The organism is Alicyclobacillus acidiphilus NBRC 100859 (assembly GCF_001544355.1).
Taxonomy (GTDB): Bacteria; Bacillota; Bacilli; order Alicyclobacillales; family Alicyclobacillaceae; genus Alicyclobacillus; species Alicyclobacillus acidiphilus.
The window spans coordinates 42,413-60,555 of the sequence record NZ_BCQI01000013.1 but is presented as its reverse complement, the minus strand read 5'-3'; the positions used below and the strand labels follow the sequence as shown (position 1 = coordinate 60,555).

Genomic DNA, 18,143 nt, shown 5'->3' with positions numbered 1-18,143 from the left:
GAATATTTTGATTCATGTTTTGTTTCCACAAGAAGGTCGACTTGGTTGCTGGAGGAATGATCGTGGATAGTGCGGTCGCCAAGCAAGTTGCACATTATCTAGACGCGAAGCGTCAATATCTGCTTGAAAGTTGGATGAGTCAAGTCATGATTGACTCAAATGACCGTTTCAAGGACCACATCATCGTGAATGGAACTCGTATGCTTGATGTGGTGATTGCGTACTTGTCCGGAAGACAAATCAACGACGCAAGAATTTTGCAGTTCGCGCAAAGAGTGTCGGCTGAGCGTCTTGAAGCGAATGTGAATATCGGCGAGTTTGTTTACAATGTTACGATTGGCAGAAGCGAAATTCTCGATTGCCTGGTTGAGACGGGGTTCACGATCCGCGAACTTACGCCCATCATTCACACAATCAACGCTTTGTTCGATCGGTTTTTGTACTTCGCAGTTCTCCATTACACAGAACTCAAAAATCAACAGATATCGGAGCAATCTTCGTTTATTGAACAGACCCACAAGGATAAGTTGACACTGCTTGGACAAATGTCTTCAAGCTTTGTTCATGAGTTTCGAAATCCTCTGACATCTGTGATTGGCTTCGTTCAGCTTCTGCAAAGCAAGTACCCTTCTCTTGAATACATCGATATCTTGACCAAAGAATTAGAGCAATTGAAGTTTAGGATTACACAATTTTTACTGATATCGAAGAAGGGCGTCGATAGGAAAGAAAGAGAGACATTTCGGATTGGGCACCTCTTTGACGAAACTCTGGAGTTCCTTTATCCCATGATCGTGAGTACCAATGTGAGTATAGAACGGGAGATCGACGATTCGCTTTATCTCCTTGGTTATCGAGATGAATTTCGGCAGGTTTTGATCAACATCATTATGAATTCGCTAGACGCGTTGTCGGCATCCCCGGTAAAGCGGATCATCAAGGGATATCGCGCAGGCAATCAGTTGATGATCCAAATTTCCAATAGTGGACCGCCGATCCCGAAGGAAATGATATCGACGATTTTCGAGCCTTTTGTTTCAAGTAAAGCATTGGGTACTGGTATCGGCTTGTATGTCTGTCGCAACATTATTCACGAGCATGGCGGGATCATCCGATGTGAATCGGACGACGAACTGACCACTTTCCGGATCGAAGTCCCGATTGGCGACGATGATGAATCCACAGGGCAGGGATATACAAAGGCACGTTTCGAGCCATGACGTTCTGATGGGGGCCAGGCCGCCCGGCACATAAGCCACCCTTCGCGATCACGCCGCCGCGCGATTCCGGGCGACGGTGGACACTCGGCAAATAAGCCCCCGTAGGCCGCTTAAGTGTGTCGAATCGGCCGACTGGCGGGGAATAAGCGGCTCAGAGACGTTTATGTGCCCGAAACCGCGCCATTCCGGGGGCAATGGGGGCAAATAAGCGTCCTTGGGCCGCCTATTTGCCCCTTCGCCCGCCGTCCTGCCACCCTTCGCGATCACGCTGCCACCCTTCGCGATCACGCTGCCACCCCCGCCACCGTGGCTCCGCAACTCCACTCCAGACCAGTCGTCCTTTCGATCCCGCGCTTGTTTGTGTCAATATCGCATATGCCAATGTTGTCATATTACATTGACACACATAGTAATTCGTTATATTGTGTAATCGAAGAGGTGATACACATGGCGACCATCCCCTCTGACATGATTAGGGGATACATCGATACCATCATCTTGAAATTGTTGTTGAGTGGTGACAAATACGGTTACGAAATATCGAAATTGGTGTCGGCCGGTTCAGGGGAGGAGTATGAGTTGAAGGAAGCAACCATGTATTCTTCCTTGAAGCGTTTGGAGCAAGAGCAGAATATCGCGTCCTACTGGGGCGATGAGACCCAAGGAGGGCGGCGAAAATACTACCGTATTACGGACAAAGGCAGAAGAACGTACGCCGAGAACAAGCAGAACTGGGAGAAGGTAAAGCGGATCTTAGACAATCTGATGTGAAAGGGAGATACAGACATGGAAGGCATGCTGCAGCGCTACCTTGATCAAATGTTTTCATCGTATGGAGAACTGAAGTCCATGGACGAGTTAAAGGAAGAACTGTACCAAAATTTACGGGACAAGATGCGGGATATGCAATCCCAGGGGTACGACGATGAGACGGCTTTTCAGATGACGGTCGACTCCATTGGAGATCTATCCGAACTGATTCAGGACATCAGTGAGAACTCGAGACAGTTGCAGCAGGCTGTGAGCATGGATCTGTCCAGGAGCAATTTGGAGAAATCGGATTTCCGGTCCATCGCAGTGCACGACGGCAAGTTCAACTACTCGAACTTGAGGGGTTCAGATTTCAGTGATTCAGACCTATCCGGCAGCACGTTCAAATGCAGCAATTTGGAGAATGTGAAGTTCGATCGCGCCAACCTCAGCCAGGCAAAGTTCATGGCTTCCAACTTAAAGGGGGCAAGTTTTCAGGGCAGTAAGCTGGACGGTACGGATTTTGGCCATTCCGACCTCTCCTCGGTTTCATTTGACGGCATGAACTTGAATGGCACAGTTTTCAACAACACTGGATTGAAAGGAACGACATTTCGCAATGCGACATTGACCAACGTATCGTTCAAGACCAATGTCAAGAAGGCCATATTTGATGGCGCGGTGATGGACAAATTGACGTACGCCATCCTCAAAGGTTATGGAGCGAAGCTGCACGATGTTACGGTCGTTTCATTTGGATGGTGCACTCTGCAAGAGTGAACATGATGTCGATGGAGGGGGATGGCGTCGTTGAAATCAAAGAGGATGGAACTTGGGCTCGTGATCACGGGACTCTTGCTGGGGATTTTCGTATCGGCCATGGATAATACCGTTGTCTCAACGGCGACGGGAAATATCGTCGCGCATTTGGGCGGGATCGATAAGATTCTGTGGATTACCGCGGGCTATCTGATGACGGAAATGTCAGGTATGCCAATCTTCGGAAAGCTCTCCGATATGTACGGCCGCAAGCGATTCTACGTGTTTGGCATCGCCGTATTTTTATTGGGCTCGATTTTATGCGGGACGGCTCAGAACATGGATCAATTGGCACTCTACCGGGCGATCCAGGGCGTTGGCGGCGGCGCGTTGATGCCAATCGCCTTCACGATCATCTTCGACGTGGTACCGCCTGAACAAATGGGGAAATTCTCTGGCATGTTTGGCGCCGTGTTCGGTGTGTCGAGTATTGTGGGTCCGTTGCTCGGATCGTACATTACGGAGCACCTGAGCTGGCGGTGGGTATTCTACATCAATGTACCGGCTGGCATTGTGACGTTGATTTTGGTCGGCTTCTTCTATCACGAATCGAAGCGCCACGTCCAGCAGATGGTCGATTGGTGGGGCGTTGTGACGCTGGTTCCCGCTATCGTCTGTCTAACGTTTTCCCTGGAGTTTGGCGGTAATCAATACGCGTGGGATTCCGTTCAAATCATTGGTGGGTTTATCGTCGCAGCTCTGTTGTTCGTCGGCTTTCTCATCGCGGAAGCGAGGGCGAAGGAGCCCATCGTGTCCTTCTCGATGTTTCGGAATCGAGCGTTTGCGGGGAGCAATTTCGTCGGCGTGATGACGGGCGCCGCATTCGTGGTGGCAGTGGTCTATATTCCAATTTACGTCCAGGGTGTTCGCGGCGGTTCGGCTGTGAACGCGGGGCTTGAGTTGCTTCCCATGATGCTGGGTTCGTCCATCACGGCGCCCATTGGCGGCCAACTGGCCAATCGACTGTCGTATCGCGCGATTTTGTTCCCAGCCTGTCTTGTGTTCAGTGTTGGCATTTACCTGTTGACGACGTTGACTCCCGCGAGCGGCACGCTGCAGGTGATGTCGTACATGGCCGTCGTCGGACTGGGAATTGGCCCGTCGTTTTCGGTTGGAGGAATGGCGGCGATGAGCGAGTTTGACGCGCGTTACAGGGGTGCTGCCAGCTCCACGAACTCGTTTATCCGTGAGCTTGGGATGACCATCGGAATCGTCGTCTTGGGCGTCCTGCAGAAGAACGTGTTTCAGCAGCAACTGAAGGCGCAATTTGCGGGCATGAGCGCGGTTTCGTCAGGGTTTGCAAAGATGGATCCTCGGGCGATTCTGCTGCCGCAGACTCGGGCCCAAATTCCTGGGGCGATTCTCGCCAAACTGGTTCATGCTCTATCTCTGTCGGTGACGCACACGATGGCGTGGGATCTGGTGCCAGCGACGCTTTCGATGGTGCTGGTATTCTGGATGGGTAACGCACGATTTCGCAAGCCGGAACGGACTGAAGACAGTGTCGGCGAGGCAAGTTAGGAACGCCGGACAAGAGGGCCGCCAGATTGGGTTCTGTGGCCCTCTTGGTGCAGGGTTCAATCTGCACATGAGCAGATTTAGCATCGTCCGCCGGGGCAGCCTGGGTCGATCACGACGTCTCTCGCCTGGGGCTGCGTGTAGTATCTTGGCACGTTCACGACGATATGCCTGCGAACTTTGATAACAGGCTGGACAATGGGTTGCTCGCGGTACACAAAGCAATCTTCAAATTGATAAATCGGATCACACACAATCGGCGGGCACTTTTGCACTTTCCTTCCCCTCCCTCATCTTGATGGCATCATTTTGTGGTTCCAACGAGCGATCGGTTTCAGCGTACTGCACGAGTCGAGAGCCATGTCACATGGTCAGCCGGTTCCGTTGGCAAGTCAGGAATCCCTTTAATACGCAGTCCCTGCGCCATATCCAGGAACCAACAAGAAGAACAGGACGAAGATGATCAAAAACACAACAGCCCAACGGGTGTATGCTCCGAAGCATCCGTCCATTGCTCTTACCTCCTCTCGAGTTTCATGTTCTAAGATATGGAATGCGATCACGCTTTGAATCGGCTCGTATACCGTATGCGGTGTCCCATGAAGCTGCGGCGCGAACGGTTGGGTTGCATCGCGGTCGGATGGACATCAACTCATCAACATTTGACGACGGCTGTTTGTCCGGCCGTCAACGATCCGTGAAAGCGTTGTACAGCATTCACCATGGTTTATCCCTCCTTTGGTACACTAAATGACAGCTCGGATCGGCGTGATTGAACGGATGCACCACGAGATTCGCGGAAATCGGACAAGTCGAAACCTATTGGCTTGCTACGCTACATGCCGTCGTATACTATATACATATATAATCTATGTATATAAGGCGGTGTTGTAGAGATGCGAATGGAACGGCTTCGCGGCTATTTGGACGGGATCTTGCTATCCGTTTTGGCGCAAGGTGATTCCTATGGTTACGCCATTGTTCAGGAGGTGAAAGAGCGAACGCAGGGATCGCTAAGTTTGAAAGAGGGGTCACTCTACCCAGCGCTCAGGCGCCTGGAAGCTGAACAGTTGATCTCCGGCTACTGGGGAACGGACAAGGATTCGGGACCGCGGCGCCGCTATTACTCACTGACGGAGAGCGGGAAAAGCCGCTTGTTGAAAATTCAACGCGAATGGACGGAAGAACAGCAATTGCTCTCGACGTTTTTGGGAAAGGCGGCAACGCAGTGACCAGATTGGATGATTACGTTTCACAGATTCTTAGGCATACGTACCTGTCGAAGCGAGAGAAGCGGGCGTGGAAGGAAGAGATGTTGAGCCACCTCGTCGAGGCAAAGACCTCGGCGGAGAATCGTGGATTGACGGAAGACGAAGCGATTGCCAAAGCCATGGCCGCGTTTGGGACTGTACGCGAAGTTCGACGCCGGATCGTTCGAGAAACGTACGGCGTTCCGCCGTATTGGTTTGTCTCGTTGTCCATCGCGTGTCTTGTCGTATTCGGCGTCTCTTTGTTTGCGAACATGAGATGGCATGACGTAATCCCGGGAACGACGCAGCAAATCCCGACGCCCAAGTGGGTGCTCTGGTGGAACGACAACCCTGCGGCGGCTCATGCGCAACTGTTCGTCGGTCTAGCGGTCGTGTTCTTCATGTTGGTTTATACGAGGAAATCTGTTGATCGCGCCGCCGTGTTTGCGTCGCTGGCTCCATTTGTCCTTGTGTGGTTTCTTGGCAAACTGACGCATCAATATTCACTCCATACGATGGTCTTTGCCAGTTGGCCCATTCTCGCACCGTTCGGTGCTTCGGAATTCGTCGGATATGTCCTTCTGCTGATTGTGTGTCTCGCGCTCTATTTGTGGACTCGCAATCGCGCGGTGAGCCTTGTTCCGTGGATTCTGTCGATTGTGCTGACCGTCTGGCCCATCCTGCGCGATACGGTTCAAACAGCGTTGTGGCATCTTACAGACAACCCAATCTTTTGGGGGCACGCGTACCCGGATTCATATTTCTTGTGGTGGTCTATCCTCACCATCATGGTTCGCTGCGTCGTGCTTGCGCTGTTCATGTTCGGCTGCAGAAGAATCGATTTGCTGGGCCTGCGCGAGACGACTGCCGCTTAGTTTCAAAGCTGAATGAAGAAACCGGCAAGTTACGGTGCTGATTGCGCCTCAGCCCATCGTGACGGAGGGAGGTGAAGGCTTCGAGGGTTTGTGGCCCTCTCGAGTCGAAACCAGGCTGTGTAAAACCATGCCCGCCACCACAAGGATGAGGCCAATCATTCCGGCATAAGAAATTGTCGTTCCCGAGATGAGCAACAACTCTCCGATTAACGTAAACACGACTTCCCCAGATTGGGTGGCTTCGACAGCGGACAGCACATGAAGTCGGGTCCGGGCGATATCTGTCGCTGTAAAGAAGAGAACCGTCGCAATCACACCGGAAAAGATGGAGACGATGAGTGTCTGCAAGGATTGCCCGGCGCTTGGCCATCCGTGTGTGCACAACTGGTACAGTGATAGGGCAATCCACAACGGCAAGCTGCTGATGGTCATGCCCAATGTCCTCTGATATGCATCCAGTTTTCCCTCGCAAAGCTCCATCATTTTTCGGTTCCCCAAAGGATAGGCGAAGGCGGCGATCACGATTGGAACGATCCCCAGCACCGTGTCCCGTAAGGACACTTGCGTCGATTGCGACCATTCCATGATGATGATGCCTGTCAAAATGACAAGCGACATGCCGATGCTTCGCATCGGCAATTTGTGTCTTGTCTTGACGATCCCGACTTCGGTCTGGATGATCTCGTGGAACAAAGGGGAGAGGAGAGAGCCAGCGACGATCGTGAACTGCCAAGTGCCGGCAACCAACCAAGCTGGACTGTATTTCGCCGCAAAGCACAGCGGGGCGTAGAACAGGCCGAATCCGACGAAACTCCACCATGCCCACCGCCACGGATGTCGGCGCATTTCACGGATGAGGTGCATGAAATTGTTTCGCAGGAGGACGATGATGAGCAACATGGGCAGCATGAATATGTAGCGTAACGAGGCGCTCCACATCCAGTTGCCGCCGGCATCGCTCATCCACTTGTTCAAAACGAATGTCACGGCGAAAAAGAACGACGCCAGCAGTCCGTATACGATAGCCTTCATGCCCAATCCTCCAAGCCGTTCACCAGGGAAGCATCGTGTTCAGCCCAGTACATCGATTTGTTCCATCGTCGTGCTCCGTACTTGTCGTTGTGCCAGCGGAAGCAGCGACACGACGATAAATGCGATGCCGCCGATGGTGGCGATTGCGCTGTACCCGAACGCGCCGGCCAACGGCGTCGCCAGCATCTCGCCGACGGGGATCGCGATATACGATCCGAATTCGTCAATGGCCATGACGCGCGACAACTTATCGCGAGGAACGGCTTTCTGCAGTGACGTGTCCCATCCGATCCCGGCGAAGGTCTGGCCCAATCCGGCGACGAACGATGAACCTAGCAAATAGAGTAACAGGGAACTTTGCCCGAGCGCAATCATCGGTATGCCGTTGGGGGCCATTCCAAGCACGGAAGCGCACAGGGGGCGCCGTATGGGCAACCGGAGTACAACGAGGCTCGCCAAGAGCAGACCGACCGATTTCATCCCGAGTGCCAGTCCCCACCCGGCGGAACCGAACGTTTTCGCGGCGATGATCGGTCCAAGGACTTGCCAGACGCCCATCTGGATCAGGTTCAACACGGTGAACGTCACCGTGATGGACCAAATCCACTTCCGTTGGCGGAAGTACGACCACCCTTCGCGCATCTCGGCGACGAGAGAGGTGCGCGGCGCGATAGGCGCAGCAGGAATGCGAACCGGCGACATGCACGCCGAAGCGATGAAGAAGCTCGCGGCGTCCAAAGCGATCCCCCAGCCTCCGCCGACCGTCGCCACGAGGACACCCGCGACGCTCGGTCCAACGATCTTGGCGGCGCTGCGCGATGCGGAGAGAAGCGAATTCGCCTGCTTGATATTCGCCGGATCGACCAGTTCTGGGACGATGCCTCGCATCGCCGGCGAAGTCAGAGCGCCGAGAACGCCGTTGGCGATGGCAAACGGGAATATCCACAGTGGATTGTCGTGGAGCAGTACCACCGCGGCGACGCCGGCCTGTGTCGCGCCGGAGCCAATATTGGACAATTGAATCAACTTGTCGCGACGGTACCGATCCGCCAGGCTTCCGCCAATCAGCAGCATGGCTAAGTGAGGAAGAATTTCGGCGGCCAGCACGAATCCCAAGAGATGTTGTCCGCCTGGGGATTGCAGGACGGCGAATGCGAGTGCGACAGGCGTCATGGCGCTGCCGAACAAGGAAATGGTGCGGCCAAAGTAAAACCAGCGGAATTGGGACCGGGCGAGCGCCCTGGATAACAGCGGATACTTGACCATAGGGCCTTCTGTTCCTCCTTTGAAAATTTCCGCGCGGTCCCGCTATCATAAATGAATTCGTTTGTCAAGAATAGACTTATATTTTTTCTTCATTTAAACTAATAATATGAAAATTGAGGACGGGAAACTGTAGTTTGCGGGCGATACAAGACGAACGTATGTTCGTCTTGTTTTCGGTCTGCTCTGGTCAATCGGGATTTGCTGCGAGCTTGAAATCAAGCCCGACGTTTATATATAATTTTAGCAGCCACATCGATGGAGTGCTAATAATAAGGATGATCCTGCCTTGGGTGGCCAGACAAGCCGCGGCGTATGATGGGCTCGAGGACGATCGTCAAACTTTCATGGAACGTTTTCTATTGGCTCCTGTTTAACACACTCGACCAATGGGGGATGAGAAATGAAGGCGTTATTGTTAGCTGGTGGGCTTGGGACGCGGCTGCGCCCGTTGACCGAAGAACTTCCAAAACCATTGACTCCCGTTTGCAATCGACCTTGGTTGGAACATCTCATGGTTCACCTCAGAGACCAAGGCATCCGCGAATTTGTTCTGGCAGTGAAAACCCACGCGGACAAAATCCAATCCTACTTTCAAGACGGCCAAGCGCTTGGCGTCCATATCGAATACGCGTACGAGCAGTCTCTGCTAGGGACCGCTGGCGCAATCAAGAATGCGGAGCATCTATTGGATGGACGATTCCTTGTATTCAATGCGGATATCGTTCATTTGGTCAATGTCGCGCCATTGTTAGAGTTTCACGAACGTCATGGCGGCCTTGTGACGATTGGGTTGACGGAAGTGAACGATCCATCGCACTACGGCGTCGTGGAATTGACCAAACAGGGCGAGATTCTGCGCTTTGTCGAGAAGCCGAAGCGCGAAGAGGCGCCGTCGAACCATATCAACGCTGGCATCTATGTGATGGAAACGTCCGTACTGGATTGGATCCCGAAGAATCGCGAGACGTCGATTGAACGAGAAACCTTCCCTGCCCTCATCGACCATTGTGTCGGCGTCTACGGAATGCCCGTCGACGGTTATTGGTTGGACATGGGCACCGTCGATCGATACATGCAACTTCACGACGATATTTTCGCGAAACGCGCGCCGGTGCACATGTCTTATCGAATGACGCGGGAAGGGGTGTGGATGGGCAAGGAGGCCCGTGTACATCCTGGAGCAACGATTATCCCGCCAGTCGTGATCGGCGAAGGCGCCGTGGTCCAAAGTGGCTGCACGGTTGGCCCGTACGTCTCCCTTGGCGATCACGCCGTTGTACGGGCGGGGGCCAGCGTGTCCCGTTCGATCGTTTGGCCAGGTGCGACCGTTGGATCGGAGGAACTCGTCTCTGACGCGGTCGTCGGCCGGACGTTTGTCACACAAGCCTGCCGTCCTGCCCCATCGGCAGCTGTGCGGGAACAGGAGACGGCGAATGAGCGAGAGCCGGTGATGCAGCGATGATCAAGGTGGCTTACCTAAGCACATATGTCCCAAAACGGTGCGGGCTTGCGACGTATACCCACCACTTGCGGCAAGGCGTTCGTCAGGCTGCGCGATCGACTGGGATAGAAGACCAAGTCATCGCGATGGTCGGTCGGGACGAACCGCACCTGTACGATTCTTTCATATGGCGACTGCAGCGCGACGAGCGAACAGAGTATCGGAGAATGGCGGAGCGAGTCAACGACAGCGACATCGACGTGGTCTCGCTGCAGCACGAGTTCGGAATTTTCGGCGGTACGGCAGGCGAATACGTGTTGGAGTTTGTCCGGACTCTGCGTAAACCGATCGTCACGACGTTTCATACGGTGTTCGAACAGCCTGATGACGTCTATCGCGACATCCAGCACGAACTCGTCAAGCGAAGCGAGCGCGTCACGGTCATGAGTCAAAGAGCGGTTCAATACTTGGAGAGAACCTACCAGGTCAAGCCTGAACAAATCCGCTACATCCCGCACGGAACGCCTGGCTCGTCCAATAAACCAAAGTCGCTGTTGCGAGACAGGCTTGGCTGGAGCAATCGGAAGGTCATCTTGACGTTCGGGTTGCTGGGGCCCGGCAAGGGCATTGAGTCCATGTTCGACGCCCTGGCGTCCGCAGTCAACGACGTGCCTGAACTCTTGTACGTGATCGCGGGCCAAACCCATCCAGAAGTGTTGAAGCGAGATGGAGAGGCGTACCGAAATCATCTGCGTCAACGGATTGAAGAGAAACAACTGGCGGGGCATGTGCAATTCATCAACCGCTACCTAACCGAGACCGATTTGATCGATCTCATCTCAGCGTGCGATCTCTATATCACTCCGTATCCGGGCATGCAGCAGATCACAAGCGGCACCTTGGCGTACGCGGTTGGTGCTGGCCGGCCTGTGTTGACCACACCGTACGTGTATGCTCAGGATCTGCTCGCAGACCTGCCCGAATTGTTGATTCCTTACGGCGACTCAGCGCTGTGGGCGAAACGGATTGTCGAAATGCTGACGGACGAAGACAAACGAGAAGCCTGCGAGCGGCGCATTGTCGAGATCGGCAAGCAAATGCATTGGAACCACGTGGGCTCGGAGCATATTCGGTTGTTCCATGAGGTTGTTCAAGCGCGTCGGGGAACGGAGCAGGGGGCGTTATCGCTTGTTACCCGTTAGCCTCCGCCATCTTCGCAAGTTGACCGACAATACAGGGCTGCTGGAACATTGCTTTGGCAAAATTCCTCGGCGCAAGGAAGGATACTCGACAGACGACAACGCGCGGGCGCTCTGGTTGTGCATGGAGTGGCTGCGGTACGCGCAGCGGACTCGCGATACGGAGGCCGCAGGCGAACTCGTCGAACTGGCGGATATCTATTTCAGTTTCCTGATGTGGGTTCAGCGGGAGTCGGGCGACTTCCACAACAACGTCGCGTATGATCGAACGCTTGAATCGGAAACACCTTCGGACGATTGCCTTGGTCGAACGCTGTGGGCACTTGCGGTCTCGTCCATCTCGCCGCTCGACAACGACAGGCTGATGTGTTACCGCGCCATTTGCCGCGACGCGTTCAGGGCATCCGACAAGCTTCGTTATGCTCGCGGTATCGCCCATGCCTTGGCCGCAAGCTGCCTGCTCATTCATTGGCTTGAGGCCGGAGAGAACGGCGCTGAATCGGATGATGACTGGCGAACGTGGCTGCGGTGCGAGATTCGCCCTCGCGCCGTTCGCTGGGCAGAACAACTGTGCGCCCTTTACGATAGCAATCGCGCATCCGACTGGCGCTGGTTTGAGCCGCAAATGACCTACGACAACGGCGTCTTGCCATGGGCGCTCTTTCACGCCCATCGGGCTCTGAAATGGCCTCGCGCGCTCGAGATCGCGGAAGAAACCATGGCATTTCTGGTGCACAAGATGACCGCTCCAGGCGGATGGCTTCGCCCAATCGGCAACCGCGGGTGGGCGGATCACGTCCAAACCAGCATGTGGGATCAACAGCCGCTCGAGGTGATGACCATTGGCTTGGCCGCGAGCGAAGGCTGGAGCGTCACACGCAAAGACGAGTACCGGAACATCGTTCAACTCGCGGTCGATTGGTTCTCCGGCGCTAATGACGCCCATTTGCCATTGGCCGATCCGGCGGACGGCAGCTGCGCCGACGCCCTCACCGAGATGGGGCTGAACATCAACCGCGGGGCAGAATCGACCCTTGCCTACTTGTTGACCCACGCCATCTATCAGCGCGTTCTGGAAACTGGCTCGGACGCGGCCGTCAAGCCTCTCGTGTCCGCGTGGTAACTGCGCCGCGCGGACGCTGAAGGCACGGGACCTATGAGCCGTTGGTCCTTTGAACTCTATTTCAGACGCGTAATTTTGGGACCCTTTGGCGGATTGGGCGGAGTGGGAGGGGTAATGCCAAACGCGTTCTCCATGTCCTGGGTAACTTGCTTCAACTGGGTATAACAGTCCTCATCCGCGACTGACGAATCCCAAATCACGTCGCGATGCCCGTCTTCGTATACGATGACGCTGATGACATAACGTACGCCGCTCATGCAACGCTCCCCTTTCATGTTCGAGAACCTTCGTGGAATATCATTACCTTACCGCAAATCCCTTTCGATGGACAGTTCAGTCGTCTGCGTCTTCCGTTCGTCTGCTCTCGATGAAATAGGCAATGGAACCAGCGAGAATGAAGGCAATGCCGGCGGGGAAGTACGAATAAGAGGCGCTAATGAGCCCCACAATCCCGCACACGTACATGCCGATCCCGGCGATACGCGGGCGCTTGCGCGTCAAGAAGGCGAAATACAAACCGACCACGGACGCCGCAAGGGCACCGTAACTGTGCCAAGTATAGCCGAGGTAGTAATTTTGCTTGTACACCATATTGATGAGGGTCTGGATAATCCCAATCAGACCGCCAATCAATCCAATCAGAAACGTAATCATAGCGAACCCCTCTTCATGTATGCAAACTTCCACACTATGAATCATGACACAAATGTCTATATCTCGCCAGAATTTTGGCCAATGTTCTCAGATCGTTCAGGAAGGCGCTTTCTTTTCAACGTGCATTTTAGGTAGTATCGTTATAGTGCCACTACACAGGACAAGGAAGGAGAGACGCTGATGAACTTCGAGCAGATGGGGAGACAGGCAAACACGATTCAACAGCATAATGCGGCGATTGTCCAACAACTTCAGCAGGCTGCCCAGCGAATTCAGGCCATGAATATCGACAGTGCGGACAAGCAAGATTTGATCTTCGCATTGAAGGAAATCGCGCTATCGGTTCGAGGTTTGAATCAGGAGACGGCGGGGCTGATCCAGAATGCCGTAAATTATATCGATCATCTCGAACAAACGCATCCGCAGTATGATCAGTTTCAACAGCGGTATCCTAGGCAATACCAGCAGCCAATGGGCGGCCAGCGCGGGGGATTCTGGGACACAATCGTTCAATCCGCTGAAATGGGCGCAGGTTTTGCGATTGGCGAGGATTTGGTAGACGATTTGTTCCGCCTGTTTTAATCCGCTTGCTCTGAGTGGTCAATCTTCTCGTGTCATGGTCTCTGGACGAATGTTTCAAGGGGCCTGAAATCACATCCTGTTTCAAGAATGAGGTGTACTTATGGGAGAAGTTACGAAGGTCACGATTTGGAACGAATTTCGGCATGAACGAGAAAACGAGCATATCGCGTCTGTCTATCCAAACGGTATTCACCAGGCCTTGAGCGACGCGCTCAAAGGGCGCGGCTTCGTCACGAGAACAGCGACATTGGATGAACCGTCGCATGGTTTGACGGACGACGTTCTCAATGATACGGACGTTTTGATTTGGTGGGGCCACAAGGCGCACCACGAGGTCCAAGACGAAGTGGTCGAACGCGTCGTCAAGCGCGTCTGGCAAGGCATGGGTCTCATTGTCCTGCATTCGGGACACTTCTCAAAAGTGTTCAAACGCTTGATGGGAACATCCTGCGATCTGCGCTGGCGGGAAGAGGATGAAAAGGAGCGCCTTTGGGTGGTCAACCCGGCCCATCCTATCGCGGAAGGTCTTCCAGCCTACTTCGAGCTTCCGCAAGAAGAAACGTACGGCGAACACTTTGATATACCCACGCCAGACGAGATTGTGTTCGTGTCATGGTTTTCTGGAGGCGACGTGTTTCGCAGCGGCTGCACGTACACACGGGGAAAAGGAAAGATTTTTTACTTTCGTCCCGGTCACGAGACTTACCCAACCTATCACGACAGCAACGTTCAGCAGGTCATTTCCAACGCTGTCCGGTGGGCAAAACCGGGTCAGTCGCCCGAGATTTCCTATGGGCACTCGCAAGCCTTGGAAAGCAAGTAATCTGTCAGCCAGCGTCCTGTTCCGTCGCCGGGCTTTCGCCCGGCACGGAATTTGGCGTGGTTCATTTCCCGTCGATCGCGGCGATCACTCGCTCGCTCGTCTGACTCAACTGTGCCAGTTGATCATCGGTCAACGCGACTTCAACCGCCCGAACGTTCGCTTTCAGGTGGTCGGCGTTTTGCGTTCCGACGATGGCAGACGTTACGCCCTCTTGGTGCAGCAGCCAGGCGATGGCGATCTCGGACGGCGTCACACCGTGCGCATCCGCGATGTCCTTCACCAATTTCACAAGCTCCGTTTCTTTCTCCAGGTGATCCGGAAGGAACAGTCGGCGACCTTGGCGGAAATCGTCGTCTTTGAGTTTTTTGCCGCCGAAATGGTACGCTCCCGTCAGGATACCTTTCGCGACCGAGCTGTAGGTGAGCACTGCGATGTCGTGATCGGCACAATAGGGGAGAACGGCTTTCTCAATCCTTCGGTCGAGCAGGCTGTACTCCGGTTGAATGGCGTCCACATAGGTGACCGACATCGCTTGCTCCAGTTGTTCCCTGGAGAAGTTCGAGACAGCGACTGCCTTGATGATGCCCTCTTCCCGAAGCTTTCGAAACGTATCCATGGTCTCTTCCAACGGAATCTCTTGATTTGGCCAGTGGACATAATAGATGTCTATGTAGTCTGTCCGCAAGCGGCGAAGGCTCTGTTCGACGGAACGCTGAATGTCGTCCTTTCGAAGGTGGTTCGGTGAGACTTTCGTCGCGATCACGACGTCTTTACGCTTTCCTTCCAGGGCGATTCCTACAATTTCTTCGGAGTGTCCCTGACCATAGCCCTCAGCGGTGTCAAACGAATTGATCCCTAACTCAAATGCGGTCTGGATGGCTTCGATGTTGGTCTCATCGCTTTCTTTTTCCCATTGTCCACCACCGAGTTCCCAACAGCCAAACGTAATTTCAGATACTTTTAAGCCGCTTTGTTTCAGATTCCGATATTTCATGGTTCGTTCCTCCTCGAAACCTGTGTGCGAGACCATCAGACACCTGGTTGATCGCCCGTGACGCCCTGATCTCATTTGGGGTAGACGCGAAGATTTCTTTGCAGCTTCTTCAGGTAGGCGGACAACTGGCTCGTCACCGTGTTTGGCACCGAAACACCCCGCTGATGATCGGAAACGACCGACTGCTCGAGATCGACCAGCGCGCAAGCATCGGCATAGGTTGCCTCCTCGACGCTTCCTTGCGGGGCCGTGATCTGAGTCTGATCGAGCGCTCGGGATTCTTGCCGCAGTTCGCGGGCACGGGACGTGTCCGATCCGCCGTTTGTTTGCAACATGGCGGTTACCGTACGCTGAACCTGTTCCGAGAGCGTGTGCAACTGGCTGCGGCTCGAAGCTTCATCCTTCGATTCGATCCACGGCGTCGAGCAGCCGCTTGTGAGAAGCAGTATGATGGCCACGCCGATCATGGTTGTGTGTTTCCGCATATCCTACCTCCTGAAACCACTGACTCTCTGATTATACAGGAGATACGATAAATCTGCGTAACCCGTGTCAGCTGCCAGCCTCCGTGATCGGGGGCGCACAGGGAAGTTTTGACCGTTACGCGCCCGTGCCCCCCGGCAATCTTGTATTTTTTAGCTTTTTTCAAGGAAATCGCTCTACAATGACTATGTAAATAGTATCGAGAAAAAGGAGTGCGTCATCCATGCGTCTTCGAAAACGACACATACCATTCATTGGATGCCTTGCGGCCGTAGGCGCGATTGGGGTGAGCTCATCATGGATATGGACATCCTCCGCGGCGGAGCAGCAAGGAACCAAGGCGGCGTCGGTGGCATCAAACGATCCGGGTCGTCTGTATGCTGGGCGCTTTAACACGACGGCCGCCAGTGATACTTCGGACTCGATTTCGATCCCGAGCGATACCCAGGGATCGGCGAACTGGGGTGGATATATCGCGACACCATCTTCGCAATCGAATCCGTACACGAGTGTAACTGGCAGCTGGGTTGTTCCGAATGTGACGGGTGACGACGGATCGGTCGCCGCACAGTGGATTGGCCTCGGCGGTGTAACAAATCAAGACCTGCTGCAAATGGGTACCACTGAACAAATGACGAACGGACAGGAAGACGCCGAGATTTTCTGGGAGAAGCTTCCGGCAGCAGCTACCAACATTATGTCGGTGCCGGTCGGCTCGACCATATCCGCAAGTATTTCGAAGGGAAGCGGAACGAACTGGAATCTCGTGGTCAACGTGACGACGCCGTCTGGCACGACTGAGTCGAAGACAGTGACCGTGTCGCTGAACTCTACATACGCGTCGGCGATTGGCACTTCGGCGGAGTGGATCAGTGAAGATCCATCAGATGGCAACAACGATTTGTATCCGTTGGCCGACGCTGGTACGGTCAACTTCACCAACGCCACCGTCAACGGCAATCCAATCAACGCGTCGAGCAACGAAGTACAGCCTATTGCGTTGGTGGACAATTTCGGCAATGTGATTATCGCGCCGTCATCACTGAATTCGGACGGTGAATCGTTCTCCACGACCACCACGACGTCGACCGATACCACGATTCCGTCGTTGGGACAAGGCGGCGGAAGTTGGGGACAAGGATGGCCAGGTTATCCATACCGTCATGGTCATCACATCTTCCCAGGTGGAAGCTGGGGCGGATTTGGTCAACAATCATACGGCATGCCCTCCGGCAGCGGCGGTTCAGGCGGCTGGCAAGTGGAGTTCATCTGGGGCTGATGGAACAGTTCAAAATGCTCGTCAGGTGGCCTGTATGGACTTTCCTGTTCGGCCCGTTTGTGGTATGATGATGGTATCCATTCAAAACACGATTCTTTGCGACTTCTCAATTGGGGGAAGTCGTTTGTTTATCGAACTTGTGAGTGCCATGCCATCATGCGCGGACGATGATTGCCGAGAGGGGAAATGCAGATGTTCGGGAAACGCAACGAAGAAGTGATTCCAGAAGTCGCCACCGATATTTGGGTATGCACCAACGGCGACTGCAATGTTTGGATGAGAAAGGACTTTTCTTTTGCGTCGGAGCCTACCTGTCCAATGTGTCAGTCGCCAATGGAACAAAGTGTTCGCGATCTTCCTCTCATTTCCGGCAAGTGACGGGAATGAGTTCCAACCATCTGGCCCATTCGGCGATCAAAAAAAGCCCATGTTCTTAGAACATGGGCTCTTCATATTTAGGGATTAGTATTTAACAACGTTTGCAGCTTGTGGACCCTTCGGGCCTTCTACGATGTCAAACGTTACGCGTTGTCCTTCGTCGAGTGTCTTGAAACCGTTGCCTTGGATTGCGCTGAAGTGGACGAACACATCGTCGCCGCCTTCAATCTGGATGAAACCAAAGCCTTTTTCGGAGTTGAACCACTTAACGATACCTTCTTGCATTCCAATTCCTCCATGGTGCTCTTTCAGCACTTACCAAATTCATTTGCATGTATAAAGCCGTTCCAACTCTGACCCATTGAGGCCAGAAAGGAACGGCTCATGCATCATACATATGATCATGCAAATGGGTATTTGCCTACATCATATATCCGGGTAATCGGGAAGTCAACAA

At 53.8% G+C, this 18,143-nt stretch carries 21 protein-coding genes; 13 read left to right on the top strand and 8 right to left on the bottom strand.

Annotated elements, in window-relative coordinates; translation table 11 throughout:
- The first annotated feature begins 62 nt into the window (after positions 1-62).
- The 4 genes from AAC01S_RS07220 (at position 63) to AAC01S_RS07205 (ending at position 4,310) form a co-directional block, all read left to right on the top strand.
- Positions 63-1,220 carry a histidine kinase N-terminal domain-containing protein gene (locus AAC01S_RS07220; RefSeq protein ID WP_067620990.1) on the top strand — a complete coding sequence of 386 codons (1,158 nt, stop codon included), beginning with the start codon at positions 63-65 and terminating at the stop codon, positions 1,218-1,220.
- A 447-nt stretch (positions 1,221-1,667) separates the two neighbouring features.
- Positions 1,668-1,991: a PadR family transcriptional regulator gene (locus AAC01S_RS07215; RefSeq protein ID WP_067620989.1), complete on the top strand. Its 324-nt coding sequence runs from the start codon at positions 1,668-1,670 to the stop codon at positions 1,989-1,991.
- 15 nt (positions 1,992-2,006) lie between these two features.
- On the top strand, positions 2,007-2,750 hold the full coding sequence (locus AAC01S_RS07210) for a pentapeptide repeat-containing protein (protein WP_067620988.1): 744 nt from the start codon (positions 2,007-2,009) through the stop codon (positions 2,748-2,750).
- Between the two features lie 45 nt (positions 2,751-2,795).
- Positions 2,796-4,310, top strand: coding sequence for an MDR family MFS transporter (locus tag AAC01S_RS07205; protein ID WP_245630118.1), 1,515 nt, complete (start codon positions 2,796-2,798; stop codon positions 4,308-4,310).
- 77 nt (positions 4,311-4,387) lie between these two features.
- Here the strand turns inward: AAC01S_RS07205 and AAC01S_RS07200 are convergent, their stop codons facing one another.
- Positions 4,388-4,582, bottom strand: a complete 195-nt coding sequence (locus AAC01S_RS07200) for a hypothetical protein (protein WP_067620983.1) — start codon at positions 4,580-4,582, stop codon at positions 4,388-4,390.
- Between the two features lie 621 nt (positions 4,583-5,203).
- Here AAC01S_RS07200 and AAC01S_RS07195 point away from each other — a divergent pair.
- The gene (locus AAC01S_RS07195; protein WP_067620982.1) at positions 5,204-5,539 is read left to right on the top strand and encodes a PadR family transcriptional regulator; all 336 of its coding nucleotides are present in this window, start codon (positions 5,204-5,206) and stop codon (positions 5,537-5,539) included.
- Complete coding sequence (locus AAC01S_RS07190) at positions 5,536-6,432, top strand: permease prefix domain 1-containing protein (protein WP_067620981.1); 897 nt, start codon at positions 5,536-5,538, stop codon at positions 6,430-6,432. The genes AAC01S_RS07195 and AAC01S_RS07190 overlap by 4 nt, the downstream gene beginning before the upstream one ends.
- A gap of 48 nt (positions 6,433-6,480) precedes the next feature.
- On the opposite strand, the gene AAC01S_RS07185 is transcribed toward AAC01S_RS07190, so the two are convergent.
- Both AAC01S_RS07185 and AAC01S_RS07180 read right to left on the bottom strand, forming a co-directional pair.
- The gene (locus tag AAC01S_RS07185) at positions 6,481-7,464 is read right to left on the bottom strand and encodes a DMT family transporter (protein ID WP_067620980.1); all 984 of its coding nucleotides are present in this window, start codon (positions 7,462-7,464) and stop codon (positions 6,481-6,483) included.
- Between the two features lie 39 nt (positions 7,465-7,503).
- The gene (locus AAC01S_RS07180; protein ID WP_067620978.1) at positions 7,504-8,730 is read right to left on the bottom strand and encodes an MFS transporter; all 1,227 of its coding nucleotides are present in this window, start codon (positions 8,728-8,730) and stop codon (positions 7,504-7,506) included.
- 400 nt (positions 8,731-9,130) lie between these two features.
- Here AAC01S_RS07180 and AAC01S_RS07170 point away from each other — a divergent pair, with 400 nt between their 5' ends.
- From AAC01S_RS07170 to AAC01S_RS07160, 3 genes are read left to right on the top strand one after another with little or no spacing between them, the layout of a single operon-like run.
- Positions 9,131-10,192 (top strand): nucleotidyltransferase family protein, encoded by a 1,062-nt coding sequence (locus AAC01S_RS07170; RefSeq protein WP_083511596.1) that lies wholly within the window; start codon positions 9,131-9,133, stop codon positions 10,190-10,192.
- Positions 10,189-11,373: a glycosyltransferase family 4 protein gene (locus AAC01S_RS07165; protein ID WP_067620974.1), complete on the top strand. Its 1,185-nt coding sequence runs from the start codon at positions 10,189-10,191 to the stop codon at positions 11,371-11,373. Before AAC01S_RS07170 ends, AAC01S_RS07165 begins: the two co-directional genes overlap by 4 nt.
- Positions 11,360-12,493 (top strand): hypothetical protein, encoded by a 1,134-nt coding sequence (locus AAC01S_RS07160; RefSeq protein WP_067620972.1) that lies wholly within the window; start codon positions 11,360-11,362, stop codon positions 12,491-12,493. Before AAC01S_RS07165 ends, AAC01S_RS07160 begins: the two co-directional genes overlap by 14 nt.
- Positions 12,494-12,549: 56 nt before the next feature.
- On the opposite strand, the gene AAC01S_RS07155 is transcribed toward AAC01S_RS07160, so the two are convergent.
- Positions 12,550-12,750 (bottom strand): hypothetical protein, encoded by a 201-nt coding sequence (locus AAC01S_RS07155; RefSeq protein ID WP_067620970.1) that lies wholly within the window; start codon positions 12,748-12,750, stop codon positions 12,550-12,552.
- Between the two features lie 76 nt (positions 12,751-12,826).
- On the bottom strand, positions 12,827-13,147 hold the full coding sequence (locus AAC01S_RS07150; protein ID WP_067620968.1) for a hypothetical protein: 321 nt from the start codon (positions 13,145-13,147) through the stop codon (positions 12,827-12,829).
- A 180-nt stretch (positions 13,148-13,327) separates the two neighbouring features.
- Between AAC01S_RS07150 and AAC01S_RS07145 the strand changes: the two genes are divergently transcribed.
- Together AAC01S_RS07145 and AAC01S_RS07140 are read left to right on the top strand one after the other, a co-directional pair.
- Positions 13,328-13,729 (top strand): hypothetical protein, encoded by a 402-nt coding sequence (locus AAC01S_RS07145; RefSeq protein WP_067620967.1) that lies wholly within the window; start codon positions 13,328-13,330, stop codon positions 13,727-13,729.
- 100 nt (positions 13,730-13,829) lie between these two features.
- Positions 13,830-14,552, top strand: coding sequence for a ThuA domain-containing protein (locus AAC01S_RS07140; protein WP_067620966.1), 723 nt, complete (start codon positions 13,830-13,832; stop codon positions 14,550-14,552).
- A 61-nt stretch (positions 14,553-14,613) separates the two neighbouring features.
- Here AAC01S_RS07140 and AAC01S_RS07135 read toward each other — a convergent pair whose 3' ends face one another.
- The gene (locus AAC01S_RS07135) at positions 14,614-15,546 is read right to left on the bottom strand and encodes an aldo/keto reductase (RefSeq protein WP_067620965.1); all 933 of its coding nucleotides are present in this window, start codon (positions 15,544-15,546) and stop codon (positions 14,614-14,616) included.
- 71 nt (positions 15,547-15,617) lie between these two features.
- Positions 15,618-16,031, bottom strand: coding sequence for a hypothetical protein (locus tag AAC01S_RS07130; protein WP_067620960.1), 414 nt, complete (start codon positions 16,029-16,031; stop codon positions 15,618-15,620).
- 221 nt (positions 16,032-16,252) lie between these two features.
- Between AAC01S_RS07130 and AAC01S_RS07125 the strand changes: the two genes are divergently transcribed.
- A complete protein-coding gene (locus AAC01S_RS07125) occupies positions 16,253-17,308 on the top strand; it encodes a G1 family glutamic endopeptidase (protein ID WP_067620958.1) in 1,056 nt (351 codons plus the stop codon).
- Positions 17,309-17,500: 192 nt separating this feature from the next.
- On the top strand, positions 17,501-17,686 hold the full coding sequence (locus AAC01S_RS07120; RefSeq protein ID WP_067620957.1) for a cold-shock protein: 186 nt from the start codon (positions 17,501-17,503) through the stop codon (positions 17,684-17,686).
- Positions 17,687-17,770: 84 nt separating this feature from the next.
- Here AAC01S_RS07120 and AAC01S_RS07115 read toward each other — a convergent pair whose 3' ends face one another.
- On the bottom strand, positions 17,771-17,971 hold the full coding sequence (locus AAC01S_RS07115) for a cold-shock protein (RefSeq protein WP_067620956.1): 201 nt from the start codon (positions 17,969-17,971) through the stop codon (positions 17,771-17,773).
- Positions 17,972-18,143 lie beyond the last annotated feature (172 nt).